This is a genomic window from Mammaliicoccus sp. P-M58, assembly GCF_022386165.1.
GTDB classification, from domain to species: Bacteria; Bacillota; Bacilli; order Staphylococcales; family Staphylococcaceae; genus Mammaliicoccus; species Mammaliicoccus sciuri.
Map to the genome: position 1 here is coordinate 45,447 of NZ_JAJNJI010000004.1, position 19,443 is coordinate 64,889.

Here is a 19,443-nt window from a genome sequence, read left to right on the forward strand (position 1 = left end):
ATTACATTTTATCAAGATGAAACTTAATGTTTAAAATGAAAAAGCCTCAACCAAGTTTCTTGGATGAGGCTTTTTAAGATTCTTTAGAAGCTTAATACTTGGTTTAATACATTTTCTTTTGTAAATCCGTATTTTTCAACTACTAAGTCGCCAGGCGCACTTGCACCGAATGTATCAATTGTAATGACTTTTCCTTCAATGCCAATATATTTATGCCAACCTAGAGAAGATGCCATTTCGATTGCTACACGTTTAGTGATTGATGCTGGTAATACTGATGCTTTATATTCAGCATCTTGTTGATCAAATGCATGCCAGTTAGGTAATGATACAACTTGTACACCTTTACCTTGTGCTTCGATATCTTTAGCTGCATCTACAGCTAATGAAACTTCTGAACCAGATGCTAGTAGTAAGTATTCAGGTTCGATTTCTGAACGATATACAACATATCCGCCTTTACGAACACCTTCTTCTAACACTGATTCTTCAACATCTAAAGCTGTTAAGTTTTGTCTTGTTAACACTAAAGCTGTTGGTGTCGTTTCAGATTCTAAAGCTACTTTCCATGCTACTCTTGTTTCATTACCATCTGCAGGGCGTATCACATTTAAGTTAGGAATCGCTCTTAATCCAGCTAATTGTTCAACTGGTTCATGTGTTGGACCATCTTCACCAACAGCAATTGAATCATGTGTGAATACAAATGTTGAAGGTACACCCATAATTGCTGAAAGTCTTACAGCTGGTTTCAAGTAGTCACTGAATACGAAGAATGTTGCACCATATGGTTTAACACCACCGTGTACTGCCATACCATTAACTGCAGCAGCCATACCAAATTCACGAACACCAAACCAAACATTGCGTCCTTCAGGTGTTTCACTACTAAAGTCAGCTTCATCTTTAACATTTGATTTGTTTGAAGATGCTAAGTCAGCTGAACCACCAAAGAATGCAGGTACTGATTTACTTAATGCTTGAATCACTTCACCTGAATCCGCACGAGTGGCACTGCTATTTCCAGCTTCATAAACTGGTAATTCTTTATCATAATCAACAGGTAATTCATTAGAAATGGCTTGTTTAAATGCTTGTCCTAATTCTGGATAATCATTTGTATAAGCTTCGACCAATTTTTCCCATGCTGCTTCGTCTTCGTTTGCACGTTTAAGCATTGTTTCACTGAAGATATCATATACTTCTTGAGGTACATTAAAGCGTTTAGAAGGATCTAAACCGTATGCTTTTAATGCTAATTCACGTTCTTCTTCTCCTAATGGAGCACCATGCACGCCATTAGTACCTGCTTTATTAGGCGCACCATAACCGATAACTGTTTTAACTTCGATTAATGTTGGGCTTTCTAATGTTTTTGCTTCAGTAATCGCTTTATCAATAGCTTCTAAGTCATTACCATCTTCAACTAAGATATAGCTCCAACCATAAGATGAGAATCTTTCTTTAACATTTTCAGAGAATGCTTTATTTAACTCACCATCTAATGAAATATCATTAGAATCATATAATGTGATTAATTTATCAAGGTTTAAGTGACCTGCTAATGAAGCTGCTTCATGAGAAATACCTTCCATTAAGTCACCATCACTTGCTAAAACATATGTGTAATGATCTACTACATCGTATTTATCTTTATTAAATTTACCTGCTAAGTGTTTTTCAGCCATTGCCATACCAACACTCATTGCAAAACCTTGTCCTAAAGGTCCTGTTGTAACTTCTACACCATCAGTATGTCTAAATTCTGGATGTCCAGGTGTTTTAGAATCCCATTGTCTGAAGTTCTTCACTTCTTCAAGTTCTAAACTACCTGAAACGTGTAATAAACTATATAGTAATGCAGAACCATGACCAGCAGATAAAACAAAACGGTCTCTATTAAAATAGTTCTTAGATTGTGGATTGAAATTTAAATGCTTAGTCCATAATGCATATGCCATAGGCGCAGCACCCATTGGTAAACCAGGATGTCCAGAGTTAGCTGCTTCAATAGCATCTATACTTAAAGCACGGATTGAATCTACTGCAAGTTGATCTTTTTCGTTAAACATAAATGTAGTCTCCTTTATTCTTGTAATCCCTTTTCATTATACATGAAATTTTTTCAAAAATTAATTATTATTACTTAATTTATACTTACTTTCTTATATTATTATTTTTTTGAATTTCTTTTACCTTATCAGGAGTTACATCATTACCTTCTGGATCAATGATTTTAGTATTCTCGATTGTATTTTTAAAATTCCCGCGGAAAGCTTGTAAATACTCGGCGCGTAATTTTGTTTGTTCTTTAGCTTCACTATCTGTTAAACCTTCAGATTTCTTTTTGTTCGCTAATTCATTAATTCTTTCTATTTTTGCTTTATCTAGCATAATATCCCCACTTTCTTTATACATAAAAGATACCAAAAAACACGAGTAAATCCAAATGGATTTACTCGTGTTTAAATTCAATCTATTGACCCTACTAATGTATTGGAATCAGATATATGGTTATGTTGTTTATCGCTTTGTTGTTTAATTTGATGATCGGTCATTTCGTACGTTTGTTCTGTATTATAAAGATCATTAGACTGGGCTAAATATAAATATCCAATTAATAAAGTCATTAAGAATACTGCTATATACACTAATATTGTCTTCTTAATTGTAATTGTCATACTCAATTCCTCCTAGAACGTTTGTTTGTATTATTATAATAACAGAACAACTGTTCGTAGTCAATAAAAATACGAACAAATGTTTGTTCAAAGGAAACGTATGTGCTATAATAAATTTAAATAATTAATTGGGAGCGTGCGACTATGAAAGAATTAACTAAACGTCAATCTGAAATATATCAATTCATCAAACATATAGTACAAACGAAAGGCTATCCGCCTAGCGTACGTGAAATTGGTTTAGCAGTCGGCTTAGCGTCAAGCTCTACAGTACATGGTCATTTATCAAGACTAGAAGAAAAGGGCTACATTAAACGTGATCCAACTAAACCACGAGCAATAGAAATCACAGAAACAGTTGGAGAGAACATTAACCAAGAGAACACCATTCACGTTCCAGTTATCGGTAAAGTTACAGCAGGTATACCTATTACGGCTGTAGAGAATGTAGAAGAATACTTCCCATTACCAGCACATTTCACATCAACACATAATAGCAATATCTTTATATTAGATGTTATCGGTGATAGCATGATTGAAGCTGGTATACTAGACGGCGATAAAGTAATCGTACGTAGTCAATCAATCGCTGAGAATGGTGATATCATAGTTGCAATGACAGAAGATGATGAAGCTACAGTTAAACGTTTTTACAAAGAGGAAACGCGATATAGACTTCAACCAGAGAACAGTACAATGGAACCTATTTATTTAGATAACGTTACAGTATTAGGTAAAGTTGTTGGATTGTTTAGAGAAATGTAACATAACAAAAAGGAGATGCGATTGCATCTCCTTTTTTCATATTCCCTTTATCGAGTTCTTTCTTTACTTGTCATATATTTATGATACATCTTTTTTATTTAATAATTCTTTAATACGTTCTAAGACATCTAAATCTTTTCGTTTTATTTCTTTATTTTCCATGTAAAACTACCCCTTTATATGTTATTTCACCAATCAAAATTACTAGAAACAACATGTGTTAAACATTTAAGGAAATATGAAATATTGACTTTTCTCGATTTAATTATATCAACGTTGATAAGATAATATCATTTATCTCTTTTCTATTGTTGCGTGATGTAGTTCTCCGTCCAATATGGCTGTAATTCTTCACCAATATCAACACCTACACCTAATTCTTTATAATCTTTATTTAAAATGTTTTTTCTATGTCCAAGTGAATTCATAAGACCATGATGTGCATATATACTACTGATTTGACCATAAGCCAAGTTTTCCCCAGCAGTAACATAATTAAAACCATCTCGATCTAATCTATCAAATGGAGACATACCTTGTTTGTTATTATGATCAAAATAATCATTATTCACCATGTCTTGACTATGCTTTCTTGCAGTTTCACTAACACGCTCATTATAAGCTAATGTAGGTAGTCCAAACTGTACACGCTCAGCATTTACAAGGTCAAAGTTTTGTAATTCTAAAGCTTTTTTGTATTCATCAGAAGCTGCATGATACTGATTCGTTCGTTTATCTTCAGTTGATGATGCAATCTGCATGATACCTTTAATTTGATTATTTTCATGTTTATCATAAAACACGGTTGTATAGATGTTATCAAATTTGAAAACATCATAATCTTCATCATTTTGTATGAGTTTCACTTTGTCTTTTTCTATTGCTTTTTCAGGTTCGCCAAGTATAGAACGGACTTTATCTTTGTTCATTTTACTTGTGATACCTTTTTTAGAAGTTATAAGGTCTTGGTTTGTATATATACCAGTTACTTTGTCATGATCATAACTTACCATCACAAATTCATGATAGTCGTTATGATACACATGCCATTTCTCGTTATATTCATTAGCAGTTATACGCTTAGGTTTACCAAGTTTCTTTTCTACTTCATTCTTTGTTTGATTGATTTGAATATTATTAATCGCAAATTCTTGGTCATCTGGTGTCTTCAGTTCAACTTTCTTAGCTGTTTCTTCGTGTTGTAATCCTTGTTGAACATTCAATACTTTTTGCCCAATTTGTCTAGACAAATCTGATTCTGGGACTGGCTTGATAAGTGTTAAGCATAATAGCAACATAAATAAAAAGAATACTTTTCTCAAGTCGTCACCTCACTTGTTTTAGCCGCGATCACTGTCACCATTAAATATTGAATTACGAACAATTACATAGTCTACTTTTGTAATAGAATGTAGATCTTTTCCTCCTGCATAAGAAATAGAACTTTGTAAATCTTGTTCGATTTCAATTAACGTATCTTTTAGAGAGCCTTTATGTTCAACAAACATCTTTTTACCCTCTACATTTTTACGTTCACCTTTTTGAAATTCAGATGCACTACCGAAATATTCTTTATATAGTTTACCTTCTAATTCAACTGTTTCACCTGGAGATTCTTCGTGCGCAGCAAATAATGAACCAACCATTACCATACTTGCACCGAATCTAATAGATTTAGCAATGTCACCGTTCGTTCTAATACCACCATCAGCAATCATTGGTTTTCTAGCAGCTTTGCTACAAGCGTTAATTGCAGCTAATTGCCAGCCACCAGTACCAAATCCAGTTTTAATTTTTGTAATACATACTCTACCTGGTCCGATACCAACTTTGGTTGCGTCAGCACCCGCATTTTCAAGTTCACGAACACCCTCAGGCGTACCAACATTACCTGCAATTACAAATGATTCAGGAATATGTTGTTTAATATGTTTAATCATTCTAATAACTTGCTCAGAATGACCATGTGCAATATCTATTGTTATATATTCAGGAACAAGCCCTTCATTAGAAAGTTGTTCTATAAAAGTATATTCATTGTCTTTAACACCTACAGAAATTGAGGCGAATAAGTTTTGGCTTTGCATTTTTTTGATAAAAGGAATACGTCCTTCTTCATCAAAACGATGCATGATATAAAAATAATCATTACTAGCAAACCATTCAGCTAGTTCTTCATTCATGACTGTTTGCATATTTGCAGGTACTACTGGTAATTTAAATGTCTTTGGACCAAATTTTACAGTAGTATCACATTCAGAACGGCTTTCTACTATACATTTATTTGGTATTAACTGTACATCTTCATAATCAAAAATTTTCATATCAATAACCTCTTTCACAACTATTAATAATAATCCATTAGTTACTATACATGGTTAAGTAGTAAAAGTAAACGAAATAATACTATAAATATTATTTATTTAGAGCTTTATCAAGAGTTTTGATATTTTCTTCCATTAAAGACTGATATGAAATATTTTTTTGTATAGTAGAACTAATTTTTTTACCTACTGGATCTAATTCATTTGAAGAATAAATAAATAGATCACTTTTAGCGATATTGAGCATTTCTTTTTGAGTCGGCTCATAGTTATGTAAATCTGTACCGCTTGGGTAAATAGAATTGGCATCTACATATTTGCCACCAATTTGTTTAGCAAAGCTTTCATATGGAAAGTTTGTTGCATAAATTTTAATTTTGTCGTCTTTAGATGTTTGGTTGTTACAACCAGATAGGATGAGCGCCATCGTTAATAGTGCACCAACTATAATATATATTTTTTTCATATTTTAACTCCTACGTTATTATTTGTTTTAATTATAACAATATACGCTTTTACACATCATATCGCAATTATATAATACACATATTTTTGCATTGAAAACTCATTTGTATTATGCTAAAATTATAAAACGTAACGATTACTGAATAGAAAGGCTGATGAACATGCGTGTCAATATCACGTTAGCATGTACTGAATGTGGCGACAGAAATTATATTACAACTAAAAACAAACGTACAAATCCTGAACGTATTGAAATGAAAAAATACTGTCCAAGATTAGGTCGTCACACTTTACACCGCGAAACTAAATAATTTCTTATTTTATAAGAAAATATACGACAAAGAAGTCAATTCATACTTTTGAAATGACTTCTATTTTTATACATCGATACTTTATGGCTTTAAAGCATTTATGCGTTAAAAGTTTTTGTTGCTTATTTACTGAAATACTAATAAAATAATATGTATATTTTATTTACAGATAAATTGTACTATTAGAAAGCAAGGTGAATTATATGGAAGAAATGAAACGAGGATTAAAGACTAGACACATATCAATGATCGCCATTGGTGGTTCGATTGGTACTGGTTTATTTATGGCGAGTGGTGCAGTCATCACTCAAGCAGGACCTGGTGGTGCACTTATAGCTTATTCTATTATTGGTGTTATGCTCTACTTTTTAATGACAGCTATAGGAGAACTTGCAACTTTTTATCCAGTATCTGGGTCATTTAGTGCATACTCAAGTAGATTTATTGATCCATCAGCAGGATTTACTGTTGGTTGGCTTTATTGGGTGATTTGGGCTCTTGTAACAAGCGTCGATATATTAACTGCAGCAAAAATTATTACATACTGGGATATATTCCAAAATATTAACCCGTTTGTATGGAGCATTATTTTCTTAGTTATTCTATTCTTATTAAATGCATTTACTGTTAAAGCATTTGGTGAAGCTGAATATTGGTTAAGTTTTATAAAAGTCGCGACTATTATCATCTTCTTAATAGTTGGTGTTCTTGTGATATTTGGAATATTAGGTGGTAACGAACCACTTGGACTATCAAACTTCACTTATAAAGAAGCACCATTCGTAAATGGTATTTCTGGTTTCTTAGGCGTACTACTTGTTGCTGGATTTAGCTTCGGTGGAACAGAAGTAGTAGCCGTAACAGCTGGTGAATCTGAAAACCCTAAAGAATCCATGCCAAAAGCAATTAGACAAGTATTCTGGAGAATTTTATTATTTTATATTTTAGCAATCGCTGTGATTGCAGCAATTATTCCATATACTGATCCATTGTTATTAAATAAATCAAACACTGTAACTCAAAGTCCGTTTACAATCGTATTTGATAGAGTTGGTATAGCATTTGCTGCTTCCATTATTAATGCGGTTATTTTAACAGCACTTATTTCAGCTGGTAACTCAGGCTTATATGCTACAAGTAGATTACTTTACTCACTTGCTCAACATAAGCAAGCACCTAAGTTTATCAATAACTTAAATAGAAACAATATGCCGTTCGTTTCATTATGCGTCACAATCGTATTAATTTTCGCGTCTATCGTATATGCAACGATTAACGCTGATGGTTATTATAGATTGTTGAATATGTTAGGCGCACTTGTTACTTTAGTTTGGCTAATGAGTATTATCAGTCATATTCGATTAAGGATGGCCATTAAGAAACAAGGCAAATCAGCGACAGATACACTTGAATATAAAGCACCTTTATATCCATTAGGACCAATCATCGTAATCGCTGTTATAGCATTCTTATTAATCGGTCAATCATTTGATAGCATTATGACATTGAACTTCCCAGTATTAATCGAATCATTCTTACCGATTATATTAGGTTTCGTAGTATACTTTATTCATAAATTCACAACGAAATCAAAAATTATCAAACTTGAAGATATTGATTTAAGAAAACACCAATATAAGAAATAATTTTTAAAAGCGCCACTCAATCAACTTGAGTGGCGTTATTTATATCTAAAATTTTGTTCGTGCATGCTTTCCTTAGTTACAATTCTGCTGAGTGTTGTTACTATGGCGCCTCTTAGTTACAATTCCATCGACTTTTGTTACTACAAACTCTATACAAAATATCATTATTTATATTTTTTTATAAAATTATCAATAGCTTCTACTAACTCATCTAATGCAGGTTGTTCTACAGGATAGTGACCTCCATTTTCTAAATCTATAATCTCGTGTTCGACTTTTTTTAATTCGGATAAAAATGGAACACTCAAATATTTTGGTGTCCATCGGTCTAAGCTTGGTTGTGTTAATAACACGGGACAAGTATCGAACATTTCAGGTTCCACTTCTGGTTTATAATTACCATATGAATCTAAGAAAGTCATTGTTGCTAAATTTCCCGCAGACGACTTATCATCTAACATTATTTTTAGTATTGTATCATTGTTAACTAAAGTGTACATCTTAGAAGCAATTTTCATAGGAATTTTTATAAATCCAAGACCGATTTTTCTCATTAATCCTGCAGCTGGGATACCTATTCTGCTCATTAAAATATCATGAGCAGTCGCATCTCTTATCATTTGTTTACGCTGATCTAAAAATGTCATACCAATAATACCGTTAACTTTTTTATTTTTGGCAGCAACATGAAATGTTTCCATACCACCAGCACTTAACCCATATAAAAAGATAGGGCGTGCATCTTTTTTACTTTCTTCATCTATATAATCAGAAGCTAAATTTACCCAATCATCATAAGTGACAATCTCTCCCTTTTTAACCTGGGTCATGCCATATGTTGGCATATCAATTGCTATTGTCTCATAATTTTTCTTTGCTAATGGCCCTCCTGCTATTAAAGACAGTTGTCTACCATTAGTGCCAACACCATGTAATAAAATTATTTTGACATCTGCGTTTTCATTTCTAAACGTGTCCAAATGTACATGATGTCCTTTCCAATCCCACCACTCTTCATTCGGCTGATATTCTTCTGTAAAATGAAATTTTTCAGGTAATTTAGATTCAATTTTTTTCCATGCAATTTGATGTTTATAATTCATAATTATTCTCTCCTTTTTAAAATTATTAAATTTAACGTCTTTTAGTAAAGGAAATTATCCCATTTTTCTTAAAACTTATCCATAAAGCTCTCCATATTTTCAATTTAAGATTAGGATTTTTTCCATGTGCCATTAAATAAAATTGAGCCTCATACCAACTAAGTTCTAACATTGACCCTAATTTTTTATCTATAAATTTAACGTTAGTTGTAATTCTTGGTAAGTCCGGTGTTATATATGTCCCATTTATTATTTGGTTTGGTAAATCAGGATTAATTACTAAAGGTTTAGCAATACCTACCATATCAATCGAACCACTATTAATTGCAGCCTCCATACCTTCAGCCGATCGAAAACCACCAGTTACAACAATTGGTGTATTCACTAATTTTCTCGCTTTATCTGCATAATCTAAAAAATAAGCTTCACGTTTTTTGGTACTCTCACGGATATTACTTCCTTCAAACATAACAGGATTTTCATAATTACCCCCTGAAATTTCGATTAAATCAATTCCAGCTTTATCGATAGCTTTTAGAACTTTCATTGAGTCTTCTTCTGTAAACCCACCACGTTGAAAATCTGCAGAATTTAACTTAACAGCAATAGGAAATTTTTCACCTGTACGACGTCTTATTTCATGATAAACTTCCATTAAAAAACGCATACGATTTTCAAGGCTGCCTCCCCAAGCATCATTTCGTTTGTTGTGATAAGGTGATAAAAATTGATTAATAAGATAACCATGTGCGGCATGAATTTGTACACCTGTAAAGCCTGCTTTTTTTGCAATATATGCTGTGTTTCCAAAACGCTTTATAATTCCTAAAATTTCATCATGCTTTAATGCGCGTGGGTGATTAAAAACATTCGACAAACTTCCTCCTACAGGAATTGAACTAGGGGCTACTGGTTCTTTAGATAAATTTTTAGGTGATTGTTTACCTGGATGATTAATCTGCATCCACAAATGATTATTGTTTTGAGTTCCCACTTTTGCCCAATTTTTCAACAAAGTTATATCTCTTTCATCTTCTATAACAATGTTTCCTGGTTCGCCTAATGCATTACGATCTACCATAACGTTACCGGTCATCAGTATGCCCGATCCACCATTAGACCAACGACTGTATAAATTCACTATATTTTTTGTTGGACTATTATATCGATTACCTAATGTTTCACTCATTGATGCTTTATAAAAACGATTTTTAGACATAAAATTTTTCGTTTCTAATTTTGTTTCTAGTTTTTTCATCATATTAAAACTCACTTTCCTTTTTTGGAATATGATAACTCTCAATATATTGATTCATATGATTAATCATTACTTGTAATGATTTAATACTAGTATTTTCAGGGTTAATATAATAAAAATTTTTTGTACCTATTTTTTCTACAGTTACAATATTGGCTTCTTTTAAGATTTTTAAATGATACGATACTGAGGGGCGAGATAAGTGGGTTTTCTTAGTAATTTCTCCGACTCGCATCCCTTCATTACATCCTACTCCAATCAGAGCTAACACAATTGATTGACGTGTTTCATCACCAATTGCTACAAGTATGCTCTGGCATTCTTGAAACTCATCCGCTAATTTCTTTAACTCTTCAGTATTTTTCAAGATTTTCCTCCCATCTGTTTAATAAATTAAACGATTAAATGTTTACACTTTAACATAATAATGCTCTGAAATTTCATTGAGAAAGAAAGTCTAGACCAATGCGAATTATATTACTATGACCGTCCTTAGTTACAATTTTGCTGACTTTTGTTACTATGGCGTCCCTTAGTTACACTTCTGCCTACTTTTGTTACTATGGCGTCCCTTATTTGCACATCGAACTACTTTTGTAACAATAAATCCTACACAAAATATCATTCCCCCTAATGCCGAACTCCCTTGTTCAAAACGTTTATAAAAATTTACTAACTATAATCTACTTTTTCATATTGCGATATATATAGTATAATAAATATTAATGATAATTTTAGAAAAAGAAGGTGTAAATATGACAGGTCAAACTAATTTATTTGATGATGTTATGGAACAAGATGAACGCTTTGTCATTGTTGTTCAAAGTATTTATGACACACATGCTCAACTCGTTAAGAAAACACTTAGAGAATATACAAGTTTAACTCGGGAACAGATGCAATCATTATTTAATCATCTTAAAGATTTATATTTAAATGAACCATTTGAAGAGAATCAAGCATTTTTTGATATTACTGTTTATACGAACCAAGACTATGCAGCGGACCAAATTTATGCGCATATTAAGAGAAAGAAATTCAGCCATGAATGGACGCATACAAGTAAATAAAGGAGTAATCACATGTCCCAAGTAAGTAAAGTTTTTCCTTTAGATAATGAACAGCAAGTTGAAGTGAAAGTTAAAGAAAATAGATTCGAATTTGAAATAGATGAAATGCTCGCAATTACACAAGAAGAACATTCAGAATTTCCATTTATACCAGTATCTCCTTGTTTAGGATATTCTAGAGGATTATATCCAGAGCATCCTTTACTTGTTGGTTTATTATTAGGATTCTTATATCATGAGTCGTTAACAGGCGAAACGGATGAACGTATTCAAACGATCGCTAAAGCTATTAACAGTAAAAATCGCAGTAAAATGATTCAAGCCTTAAATATGGTTGAATCTAATAAACTTGGTCACTATCCACCGACAAGATTTTTAGGCTTAAGTGAACGTGCTGTCAATTTAGGACAATCGATTTTTAGTTTATTTGATGATGATGTGATGTTCTTAGCTTCTACACGAGATAAGATTATTTCTCATCCACCATTATTAGATCATAGCGATATTGTTGATCCTCAAGAACGTTTATATTTCTATACGAAAGATAAAGACTTCTTCGATAATGATGAACGTGTCGCAATCATTGATAATCATTTATTAAATGGTAATTCTGTACTAAATCTCATTAAAAAGATTTATGATAAATGTCCTGAAAGAGAAACATTCACTGTATTAACACCTATTGATTTAAGATCTCAAAGTGTTAAAGAAGCATTCTCAAGTTTGGAAAAATCTTTAAATATTCAAATCAACATCATTTCACTTATGTCGTTTGATGTAGAAATTACAGCTATTGACCATGAGACGAAAGATTTAATTCAAAATGAACTACTAGATAATCAAAAACACGATACGAAAGTTCAATATTACTCATTAAGAAATGTCATAAATGATCATTTTATTGTAAAAGCACAAAACATGCTGCGTGATGGTACTATTCACGATAATCCATATTTTATTTCAACAGGTAGATTCACTTTAAATGGTAAAGAACAACAAGTATCTGAAGATCTATTTCAACGTATGGGAGAATTATTGAATGACTTTTTAGATGATTCACCTAAATTTGTCATTGGTATAGGAGAATTCTTATACGTTCCACTTCAAATTGCTCGTTATTTACCTGGTAAAGAAATACGTGTACAAGGTACTACTCGCTTTAATTTTGATTCGAGTACATTAAGACACTCTAATAAAAAGATTAGCTTTATGTCTCCATTGGAAAGAACAATCACACATTATTTATACAATTTAGAGATTGATCAGTACGAACAAATCATCGTATTTGTTGAAAGACTGAGACATAAAACTGAAATTGATGATATTGTACAACAATTAAAAATTCTTGGGGCAAAATCAATTCTAGTAATTGAAATGACTTCAATCGCATTTAATGAAGATCGTCACTAATAATAAAAAGCAGTTCAAATCTTAAAAATTTAAGGTTTGAACTGCTTTATTTTTATGTATTTAATATTTTTTCTAACGCTGTTACAATACCATCATGGTCATGGTCATCTGTAACAACATCTGCAATACCTTTAATCGTATCGTTCGCATTTCCCATAGCAACACCAACTGCTGCTCTTTCTAACATGTCAGAATCATTTAAACTATCACCAAAAGCTATCACTTCTGAGAAATCCACATCAATTTGATCAAACAATCTTTGCAACGATTTTCCTTTAGAAACTTCACTATTCATGAATTCTAAAAAGTACGGTTTACTTATTGTTGATGACACTTGGTCATTAAATTTACCATTCAACGCTTCATTTGCACTTGCAATATTTTCCTCGAAATCAACACCCATTATTTTTGGAACGTCACCTATAATAGCTTCTTTAATATTATTAACTTTATTCATTGGAAGACCTGTTAATTCACTTTCAATGTTCATATAATCATGTGTCGTATCATGAATAATTTGGTCATTTAAATATGTTAAATAAAAGAAATTATGACTTCTACAATAATCAATAATATCGTGTGCATCTTTTTGACTAATTGTTTGATTAAATACGATACTTTGGTCTTCAGCATTTATAACAAAAGCACCATTGTAACTTACAATATAACCACCATAGCTTTTTAAATCTAGCACTTCTGCATGCTTAATCATACCTGCAGTTGGTCGCCCCGATGCAAGTATTAACTTCATGCCTTCTTTTTGTTTCTCCATTAAGTATTGATATGTTACTTCACTTATTTCATTCTTAGAAGTCAAAAGTGTATCATCCATATCCATTACGATGTATTTATATGTCATGTTGTTCTCCTTAAATATAATAATGCTTATATTCTATCATACATAGAATATAAGCATCTCACTTTTGTTTATAAGTTTATGATTTTTTGACTAATACCATAACGATTAATGGTTACCAATTCTGATTCGCAATCTTCAAATTCATCTTGTAATGCCCTTACAAGTTTACCACTCAATTCTTTTTTGACGAGCGTTAATACAGTTGGACCAGCACCACTAATAACAGTCGCATACGCGCCATGTTCTATAGCTAATGCTTTAATACGTTCAAAATCAGGGATCAAATGTTGACGATAAGGTTCATGAAAACCATCTTTCATCATCATCTTTCCAGCTAATTCATAATTATGTTGAATTAAAGCACTGATCATCGTGTTGCTTATTGCACTATATTTAACGGCATCTTTTAAAGATAGTGTTTCTGGTAATACTTTACGCGCTTTCTCTGTTGATAGCTCATACTCTGGTATTGTAGCAATCACATCGACTTTTGGTATATCTATATATGATACATCCGTATGTTTAGCTTCTGGATCATATACGCCTAAGACTAATCCACCATAAATTGTTGGGGCAACATTATCTGGATGTCCTTCAATTTCAGTTGCAAGTTGTAGTAACTCATATTTAGATAACTTTAAATTTGCAAAATAATTTGCAAGAAATAACCCTGTTACGAGCGCAGATGCTGAACTACCTAATCCTCTCGCAAGTGGAATATCGCTATACATTTTTAAATTTAATGCGGGCATTTCTTTCGAAAATTTCTCTGTAGCAGTTTGTGCAATTTTAGTAATATAATGTTCCTCATTATCAGGTAAACCTTTCAGATGAGGTCCAACATGCTCAAAATGCCATTTTCCATCTTCGGACAGATACGCTTCTACTTCTAAATATTTATCTAGAGCCATTCCGATTGAGTCGAAACCAACCCCAAGGTTAGCAGTTGAGGCTGGTACTTTAAGCTTTAATTTCTTCATTTTAATGCACGCTCAATATAATCAATAATTGCTTGTTCGTCATTTTCTAATGGTGTAATTGGCGAATCAAGTAAATCAATAGCAGTATCAGGATCTTTCAATCCATTTCCTGTTAAAATTGCTACAACAGTTTGATTTGGCTCTAATTTACCTTGTTCATGCAATTTCAACAAACCTGCAATTGAAACATTACTTGCCGGCTCACTGAAGACGCCCTCTTTACTTGTCATAAGTTTGTATGCTTTAAGGATTTCTTCATCTGTCACACTATCTATTAATCCATTTGATTCATCACGTGCTGCCTCGGCCAATTTCCAACTAGCTGGATTCCCAATTCTAATTGCAGTCGCAACTGTTTCTGGATTTGTTACAACTTTACCTTGTACGATTGGAGATGCACCTTCAGCTTGGAAACCGCACATAACAGGTAGACCTGATTGATTTAATTGATGATATTCTTTGAAACCTTTCCAATATGCTGTTATATTTCCAGCATTTCCAACAGGTATCGCAAATAAGTCTGGTGCTTTACCATCTAATTGCTCTACAATTTCAAATGCACCAGTCTTCTGCCCTTCAATTCTATATGGGTTTACAGAGTTTACAAGTGCTATTTCACCTTTTTCTGCAACTTTTTTAACGATATTTAATGCTTCATCAAAATTCCCTTTAATTGATACAATTTCAGCACCGTACATAACTGCTTGTGCTAGTTTACCAAGTGCTATTTTACCTTCAGGAATAACAACAATTGCTTTTAAACCTGCTCTAGCAGCATAAGCAGCAGCTGAAGCTGATGTATTACCAGTAGAGGCACATATCACGATTTTTTTACCTTCTTCTTTCGCTTTTGCAACTGCCATTACCATACCTCTATCTTTAAAAGAACCTGTAGGGTTAAGACCTTCAAACTTAGCGAATAAATTAATGTTCAATTTATCAGATAAATAAGGTAAATGAATTAATGGTGTATTACCTTCATTTAAAGTCAATTCTGGTGTTCCTTCGTTCACTGGTAAATATTCTTTATAATTATGAATTAATCCTTGCCATCTGCCCATATTACTTATCTCCTTCAATTGGATAATATTTCAAAATATTAATGCCATTTTCTTTTAATTGATCAACTGGTAATTCATCAATACCTCTGATGACAATACCATACGTATTTTCAGTACGTTGTTCTACTTTAACACTTCTATGAAATTCAATTGTCGCTTTAATATCATCTCTTAAGACATCTTCATCTTTGTCACTTTCAACGATAATAAAATGACTATTTTTCAGTGGGAATTTAACTACTTCATCTTCAACGATCTCTTTCGTACGTTCTGTTTTAAGTTCAAAGTGTGGAGGTAATGTATGTAAATCTGATTCAAATTGTAATGAAACATTTAATAAATCAGAAACAACAGCACTACCAGTAGCTAAACTACCAGCACCTTTACCATAAAACATTGTGTCTCCAACAGCATCACCAATTACATATATTGCATTATATTCATCTTCAACATGCGCCATTTGATGACTATTTGGTAACAATGTCGGTTTAACACTTGAAATAACACGACCATTCTCGTATTTACCTTGACCAATTAATTTAATTTTATAGCCTAATTTTTCTGCAACTTTAATATCTTCGATTTCAACATCTGAAATACCAACTCTTTCAACATCATTTAACGAAATCACTCTATTAAATGATAAATAGCTCGTAATTACAACTTTACGAGCTGCGTCAATTCCTTCGACATCGTCAGTTGGATCCGCTTCTGCATACCCTAAATCTGTTGCAAGCTGTAATGCTTCATCATAAGATTTTCCTTCACGGGTCATTTGACTAAGAATAAAGTTAGATGTGCCATTAAAGATACCCATAAATTGATTAATATTATTGGCATTTAAACCATTATTAATCGCATTCACAATCGGAATACCACCTGCTACACTCGCTTCATATTTGAGTGCAACTTTATTTTTCTCAGCTAAATCTTCTAAATCTCTTAAATGTACGGCTAATAAATCTTTATTTGCAGTAATGACGTGTATACCTTTAGAAAGAAATGCTTTCAACCATTCTACTGTTGGTTCGATACCACCCATTACTTCAACAACGATATCTAATTCTTCATCTTCTAAAATTTCGTTAATATTTTCAGTTAAATGATAGCTAGAAGTATTAATTGCACGTTTCTTGTTCACAGAACTCACAAGAATATGTTTAATATGTATAGATTTCCCAATCGTGTCTTCTATTTGCTTTTTATTTTCTTCAACAATCTTCACGACACCTGTTCCAACAGTGCCGAGACCTAATACTGCTACATTTAATACTTTCATTTCCTCACTCACCTTAAATATATTGTTCTTGTTAAAAATACAAATGTCTACTTGAAATAGACTCAAGTTTATTATAGTATAAATTCATTAAAGTTTTTTGTAAAGTTTGAATAATTAGAATTAATAGTAATATTATCATTATTTCTCGCTTTGTAAAGAGCTACAATTACATTACCCCCAGTAAAAGGACTGATAAAATGAAAGTTTCAAAATTTGGCGGAAGTTCCGTCGCTAACAGTGAGCAAATTAAAAAAGTCGTTAACATCATTAACTCTGATGATGAAAGAAAAATTGTAGTCGTATCTGCACCTGGAAAAAGATTTAAAGAAGACATTAAAACAACGGATTTGCTCATACGCTTATACGAAAAAGTTATTAATCAATTAGATTATTCAAACAAACTCAATCAAATCGTTGGTCGTTATGAAGAAATTGTGACTGAACTAAACATGAATCGTTCTATTTTAGTTGAAATTAAAAACCACTTATTAAATTTGATAAACGTGTATCATGATAAACCTGAACGCTTACTAGATGGTTTAAAAAGTTGTGGAGAAGATTTCAATGCGCAACTCATCGCACAATATAATAGTCAGTTAGGTTTCCCTACACGTTACTTATCACCTAAAGAAGCTGGCATAATCGTGACTGATGAACCAGGAAACGCCATGATATTAGAATCGTCGTATGAGAAGATTTATAAATTACGTGAATATGATGAGAAATTAATTATTCCTGGATTCTTTGGTTATTCTGAAAATGGTGATATCGTGACTTTCCCTAGAGGTGGATCTGACATTACAGGCGCAATCTTAGCTAGAGGCATTAAAGCAAGCTTGTATGAGAACTTTACAGATGTATCAGGTATCTTTAGAGCAAATCCAACAGTTGTATCTCAACCTGAAGTGATTCCAGAAATCACATATAGAGAAATGCGTGAATTATCATATGCTGGTTTTGGTGTATTTCATGATGAGGCACTAGAACCACTTTATAAAGATCGTATTCCAGTTGTCATCAAGAATACAAATAGACCAACTGATAAAGGTACTTACATTGTGAGTGAACGTAACATCTCTCATTTATCTCATATCGTTTCAGGCGTTAGCTGTGATAAAGGATTTACAATTATAAACGTCAAAAAATACTTAATGAATAGAGAAGTTGGATTTACACGTAAAGTACTTAGTATCTTAGAAGAAGAAAATATTTCAATTGAACATATCCCATCTGGTATCGATAGTATTAGTATTATTATGAGATCGACTCAAATTAAAGGAAAAGAAGAAAGAGTTTTAAGTAAAATTCGAGAAAACATACCTGTAGATGAATTAACAATTGATTATGATTTAGCTATTTTAATGATTGTAGGAGAAGGTATGAATAAAGCAGTTGGTACAGCAGCTGGAGCAACTGCAGCACTCAGCAAGAGGAATGTTAACTTAAATATGATTAACCAAGGTTCATCTGAAATTTCTATGATGTTTGGTATTGATGAGCAATATTCTGATATAGCCGTTCAAGCGATTTATGATGAATACTTCGCAAATAAAACAACACAACTCGCATAGTAACTATAAGTAACTAAAAGAAGCCAACGATTAAATCGTCGGCTTTTTTTATGTATCTGATAAAATAATCTGATTGAGTTTATCTTTTCCAATCACTTTTCTAAGCATAAAGAATTGATAATAACTTAAATGTTGAATTAACTTTTGATATTTATAAATATCATCTTGTCTCAGTTCATGATATAGCTTATACATCATTTGAATTTCCGGTCGCAAATACTTCACATCATGTTCTAAACTATGGAAATATATTTTATAATCTTCCACTTCTATATTGTGATCATGACTAAATTGCCATTTCTCATCTTTCGTTTCATATATATAAACTTTAAGAATTTTACATTCGTTCTTCTTATTATAAATATAATATTTCTTATATTCTCCAAGTTCTTCAACAGTAATTTCTTTTAGTTCATTCAATGGTGTCTCAACTACTATTTGATAATGGCGTTCTAAAAAGTAGTTTGCTAAAGTAAGCACCTCTTCTCTGCTTACTGTTATGCTCATGATTTCCTTAGTGTGCGTATATTCATTTAAAAATAAATCAATCGCACTTTGTCCACAAACAATATATTGAAATGGATAGTCAGACATTAACTGTTTTAGTTCATCTATAGATAAATATTGTTCGTTTCCTTCCAATATAGCTACCTCCTACGA

At 32.2% G+C, this 19,443-nt stretch carries 20 protein-coding genes; 6 read left to right on the top strand and 14 right to left on the bottom strand.

Annotated elements, in window-relative coordinates; translation table 11 throughout:
• Nucleotides 1–83 precede the first annotated feature (83 nt).
• From tkt to sosA, 3 genes are all read right to left on the bottom strand, one after another.
• Complete coding sequence (gene tkt, locus LQ694_RS05415; RefSeq protein ID WP_058612226.1) at nucleotides 84–2,072, bottom strand: transketolase; 1,989 nt, start codon at nucleotides 2,070–2,072, stop codon at nucleotides 84–86.
• An 85-nt stretch (nucleotides 2,073–2,157) separates the two neighbouring features.
• Nucleotides 2,158–2,394 carry a DUF896 domain-containing protein gene (locus tag LQ694_RS05420; RefSeq protein ID WP_025905900.1) on the bottom strand — a complete coding sequence of 79 codons (237 nt, stop codon included), beginning with the start codon at nucleotides 2,392–2,394 and terminating at the stop codon, nucleotides 2,158–2,160.
• A 77-nt stretch (nucleotides 2,395–2,471) separates the two neighbouring features.
• Complete coding sequence (gene sosA, locus LQ694_RS05425) at nucleotides 2,472–2,681, bottom strand: DNA damage-induced cell division inhibitor SosA (protein WP_058591456.1); 210 nt, start codon at nucleotides 2,679–2,681, stop codon at nucleotides 2,472–2,474.
• 144 nt (nucleotides 2,682–2,825) lie between these two features.
• Between sosA and lexA the strand changes: the two genes are divergently transcribed.
• Entirely contained in the window at nucleotides 2,826–3,446 is a 621-nt protein-coding gene (lexA, locus tag LQ694_RS05430) for a transcriptional repressor LexA (protein WP_058612227.1), read from the top strand.
• A 305-nt stretch (nucleotides 3,447–3,751) separates the two neighbouring features.
• On the opposite strand, the gene LQ694_RS05435 is transcribed toward lexA, so the two are convergent.
• The 3 genes from LQ694_RS05435 to LQ694_RS05445 form a co-directional block, all read right to left on the bottom strand.
• Nucleotides 3,752–4,768, bottom strand: coding sequence for a CAP domain-containing protein (locus LQ694_RS05435; RefSeq protein WP_096791392.1), 1,017 nt, complete (start codon nucleotides 4,766–4,768; stop codon nucleotides 3,752–3,754).
• 18 nt (nucleotides 4,769–4,786) lie between these two features.
• The gene (guaC, locus tag LQ694_RS05440; protein WP_025905892.1) at nucleotides 4,787–5,770 is read right to left on the bottom strand and encodes a GMP reductase; all 984 of its coding nucleotides are present in this window, start codon (nucleotides 5,768–5,770) and stop codon (nucleotides 4,787–4,789) included.
• A gap of 91 nt (nucleotides 5,771–5,861) precedes the next feature.
• Nucleotides 5,862–6,236: a metal ABC transporter substrate-binding protein gene (locus LQ694_RS05445; protein ID WP_239771845.1), complete on the bottom strand. Its 375-nt coding sequence runs from the start codon at nucleotides 6,234–6,236 to the stop codon at nucleotides 5,862–5,864.
• Between the two features lie 160 nt (nucleotides 6,237–6,396).
• On the opposite strand from LQ694_RS05445, the gene rpmG reads away from it, so the two are divergent.
• Nucleotides 6,397–6,546 carry a 50S ribosomal protein L33 gene (gene rpmG, locus LQ694_RS05450; protein WP_049318964.1) on the top strand — a complete coding sequence of 50 codons (150 nt, stop codon included), beginning with the start codon at nucleotides 6,397–6,399 and terminating at the stop codon, nucleotides 6,544–6,546.
• 203 nt (nucleotides 6,547–6,749) lie between these two features.
• On the top strand, nucleotides 6,750–8,192 hold the full coding sequence (locus LQ694_RS05455; RefSeq protein WP_058612229.1) for an amino acid permease: 1,443 nt from the start codon (nucleotides 6,750–6,752) through the stop codon (nucleotides 8,190–8,192).
• A gap of 164 nt (nucleotides 8,193–8,356) precedes the next feature.
• On the opposite strand, the gene LQ694_RS05460 is transcribed toward LQ694_RS05455, so the two are convergent.
• From LQ694_RS05460 to LQ694_RS05470, 3 genes are read right to left on the bottom strand one after another with little or no spacing between them, the layout of a single operon-like run.
• Nucleotides 8,357–9,295, bottom strand: a complete 939-nt coding sequence (locus tag LQ694_RS05460; RefSeq protein WP_218696590.1) for an alpha/beta hydrolase — start codon at nucleotides 9,293–9,295, stop codon at nucleotides 8,357–8,359.
• 31 nt (nucleotides 9,296–9,326) lie between these two features.
• Entirely contained in the window at nucleotides 9,327–10,556 is a 1,230-nt protein-coding gene (locus LQ694_RS05465; protein WP_370688568.1) for an NADH:flavin oxidoreductase/NADH oxidase family protein, read from the bottom strand.
• A 1-nt stretch (nucleotide 10,557) separates the two neighbouring features.
• Nucleotides 10,558–10,920: an ArsR/SmtB family transcription factor gene (locus tag LQ694_RS05470; protein WP_058612231.1), complete on the bottom strand. Its 363-nt coding sequence runs from the start codon at nucleotides 10,918–10,920 to the stop codon at nucleotides 10,558–10,560.
• 388 nt (nucleotides 10,921–11,308) lie between these two features.
• Between LQ694_RS05470 and LQ694_RS05475 the strand changes: the two genes are divergently transcribed.
• Together LQ694_RS05475 and LQ694_RS05480 are read left to right on the top strand one after the other, a co-directional pair.
• Nucleotides 11,309–11,623, top strand: coding sequence for a hypothetical protein (locus LQ694_RS05475; RefSeq protein WP_049318968.1), 315 nt, complete (start codon nucleotides 11,309–11,311; stop codon nucleotides 11,621–11,623).
• A 12-nt stretch (nucleotides 11,624–11,635) separates the two neighbouring features.
• The gene (locus LQ694_RS05480) at nucleotides 11,636–13,033 is read left to right on the top strand and encodes a phosphoribosyltransferase domain-containing protein (RefSeq protein ID WP_049318969.1); all 1,398 of its coding nucleotides are present in this window, start codon (nucleotides 11,636–11,638) and stop codon (nucleotides 13,031–13,033) included.
• 52 nt (nucleotides 13,034–13,085) lie between these two features.
• On the opposite strand, the gene LQ694_RS05485 is transcribed toward LQ694_RS05480, so the two are convergent.
• The 4 genes from LQ694_RS05485 to LQ694_RS05500 all read right to left on the bottom strand — a co-directional run bounded on the left by LQ694_RS05485 (nucleotide 13,086) and on the right by LQ694_RS05500 (nucleotide 17,212).
• Nucleotides 13,086–13,892: an HAD family hydrolase gene (locus LQ694_RS05485; RefSeq protein ID WP_196968233.1), complete on the bottom strand. Its 807-nt coding sequence runs from the start codon at nucleotides 13,890–13,892 to the stop codon at nucleotides 13,086–13,088.
• A 68-nt stretch (nucleotides 13,893–13,960) separates the two neighbouring features.
• A complete protein-coding gene (gene thrB / locus LQ694_RS05490) occupies nucleotides 13,961–14,872 on the bottom strand; it encodes a homoserine kinase (protein WP_058612233.1) in 912 nt (303 codons plus the stop codon).
• Nucleotides 14,869–15,933 carry a threonine synthase gene (gene thrC, locus LQ694_RS05495; RefSeq protein WP_218696591.1) on the bottom strand — a complete coding sequence of 355 codons (1,065 nt, stop codon included), beginning with the start codon at nucleotides 15,931–15,933 and terminating at the stop codon, nucleotides 14,869–14,871. The genes thrB and thrC overlap by 4 nt, the downstream gene beginning before the upstream one ends.
• 1 nt (nucleotide 15,934) lies before the next feature.
• Nucleotides 15,935–17,212 (bottom strand): homoserine dehydrogenase, encoded by a 1,278-nt coding sequence (locus LQ694_RS05500; RefSeq protein ID WP_048542729.1) that lies wholly within the window; start codon nucleotides 17,210–17,212, stop codon nucleotides 15,935–15,937.
• A 197-nt stretch (nucleotides 17,213–17,409) separates the two neighbouring features.
• Here LQ694_RS05500 and LQ694_RS05505 point away from each other — a divergent pair, with 197 nt between their 5' ends.
• Nucleotides 17,410–18,783, top strand: coding sequence for an aspartate kinase (locus tag LQ694_RS05505; protein WP_065381146.1), 1,374 nt, complete (start codon nucleotides 17,410–17,412; stop codon nucleotides 18,781–18,783).
• Nucleotides 18,784–18,831: 48 nt separating this feature from the next.
• On the opposite strand, the gene LQ694_RS05510 is transcribed toward LQ694_RS05505, so the two are convergent.
• Nucleotides 18,832–19,425, bottom strand: coding sequence for a hypothetical protein (locus LQ694_RS05510; protein WP_049318975.1), 594 nt, complete (start codon nucleotides 19,423–19,425; stop codon nucleotides 18,832–18,834).
• Nucleotides 19,426–19,443: the final 18 nt, after the last annotated feature.

Excerpts from the sequence above, each read along its gene's own strand:
- LQ694_RS05465 (WP_370688568.1), bottom strand. The coding sequence starts at position 10,556 with ATGATGAAAAAACTAGAAACAAAATTAGAAACGAAAAATTTTATGTCT.
- LQ694_RS05455 (WP_058612229.1), top strand. The coding sequence starts at position 6,750 with ATGGAAGAAATGAAACGAGGATTAAAGACTAGACACATATCAATGATC.
- LQ694_RS05480 (WP_049318969.1), top strand. The coding sequence starts at position 11,636 with ATGTCCCAAGTAAGTAAAGTTTTTCCTTTAGATAATGAACAGCAAGTT.
- LQ694_RS05460 (WP_218696590.1), bottom strand. The coding sequence starts at position 9,295 with ATGAATTATAAACATCAAATTGCATGGAAAAAAATTGAATCTAAATTA.
- LQ694_RS05505 (WP_065381146.1), top strand. The coding sequence starts at position 17,410 with ATGAAAGTTTCAAAATTTGGCGGAAGTTCCGTCGCTAACAGTGAGCAA.
- thrB (WP_058612233.1), bottom strand. The coding sequence starts at position 14,872 with ATGAAGAAATTAAAGCTTAAAGTACCAGCCTCAACTGCTAACCTTGGG.
- LQ694_RS05500 (WP_048542729.1), bottom strand. The coding sequence starts at position 17,212 with ATGAAAGTATTAAATGTAGCAGTATTAGGTCTCGGCACTGTTGGAACA.
- rpmG (WP_049318964.1), top strand. The coding sequence starts at position 6,397 with ATGCGTGTCAATATCACGTTAGCATGTACTGAATGTGGCGACAGAAAT.
- lexA (WP_058612227.1), top strand. The coding sequence starts at position 2,826 with ATGAAAGAATTAACTAAACGTCAATCTGAAATATATCAATTCATCAAA.
- guaC (WP_025905892.1), bottom strand. The coding sequence starts at position 5,770 with ATGAAAATTTTTGATTATGAAGATGTACAGTTAATACCAAATAAATGT.
- LQ694_RS05485 (WP_196968233.1), bottom strand. The coding sequence starts at position 13,892 with ATGACATATAAATACATCGTAATGGATATGGATGATACACTTTTGACT.
- tkt (WP_058612226.1), bottom strand. The coding sequence starts at position 2,072 with ATGTTTAACGAAAAAGATCAACTTGCAGTAGATTCAATCCGTGCTTTA.
- LQ694_RS05475 (WP_049318968.1), top strand. The coding sequence starts at position 11,309 with ATGACAGGTCAAACTAATTTATTTGATGATGTTATGGAACAAGATGAA.
- LQ694_RS05445 (WP_239771845.1), bottom strand. The coding sequence starts at position 6,236 with ATGAAAAAAATATATATTATAGTTGGTGCACTATTAACGATGGCGCTC.
- LQ694_RS05420 (WP_025905900.1), bottom strand. The coding sequence starts at position 2,394 with ATGCTAGATAAAGCAAAAATAGAAAGAATTAATGAATTAGCGAACAAA.
- thrC (WP_218696591.1), bottom strand. The coding sequence starts at position 15,933 with ATGGGCAGATGGCAAGGATTAATTCATAATTATAAAGAATATTTACCA.
- sosA (WP_058591456.1), bottom strand. The coding sequence starts at position 2,681 with ATGACAATTACAATTAAGAAGACAATATTAGTGTATATAGCAGTATTC.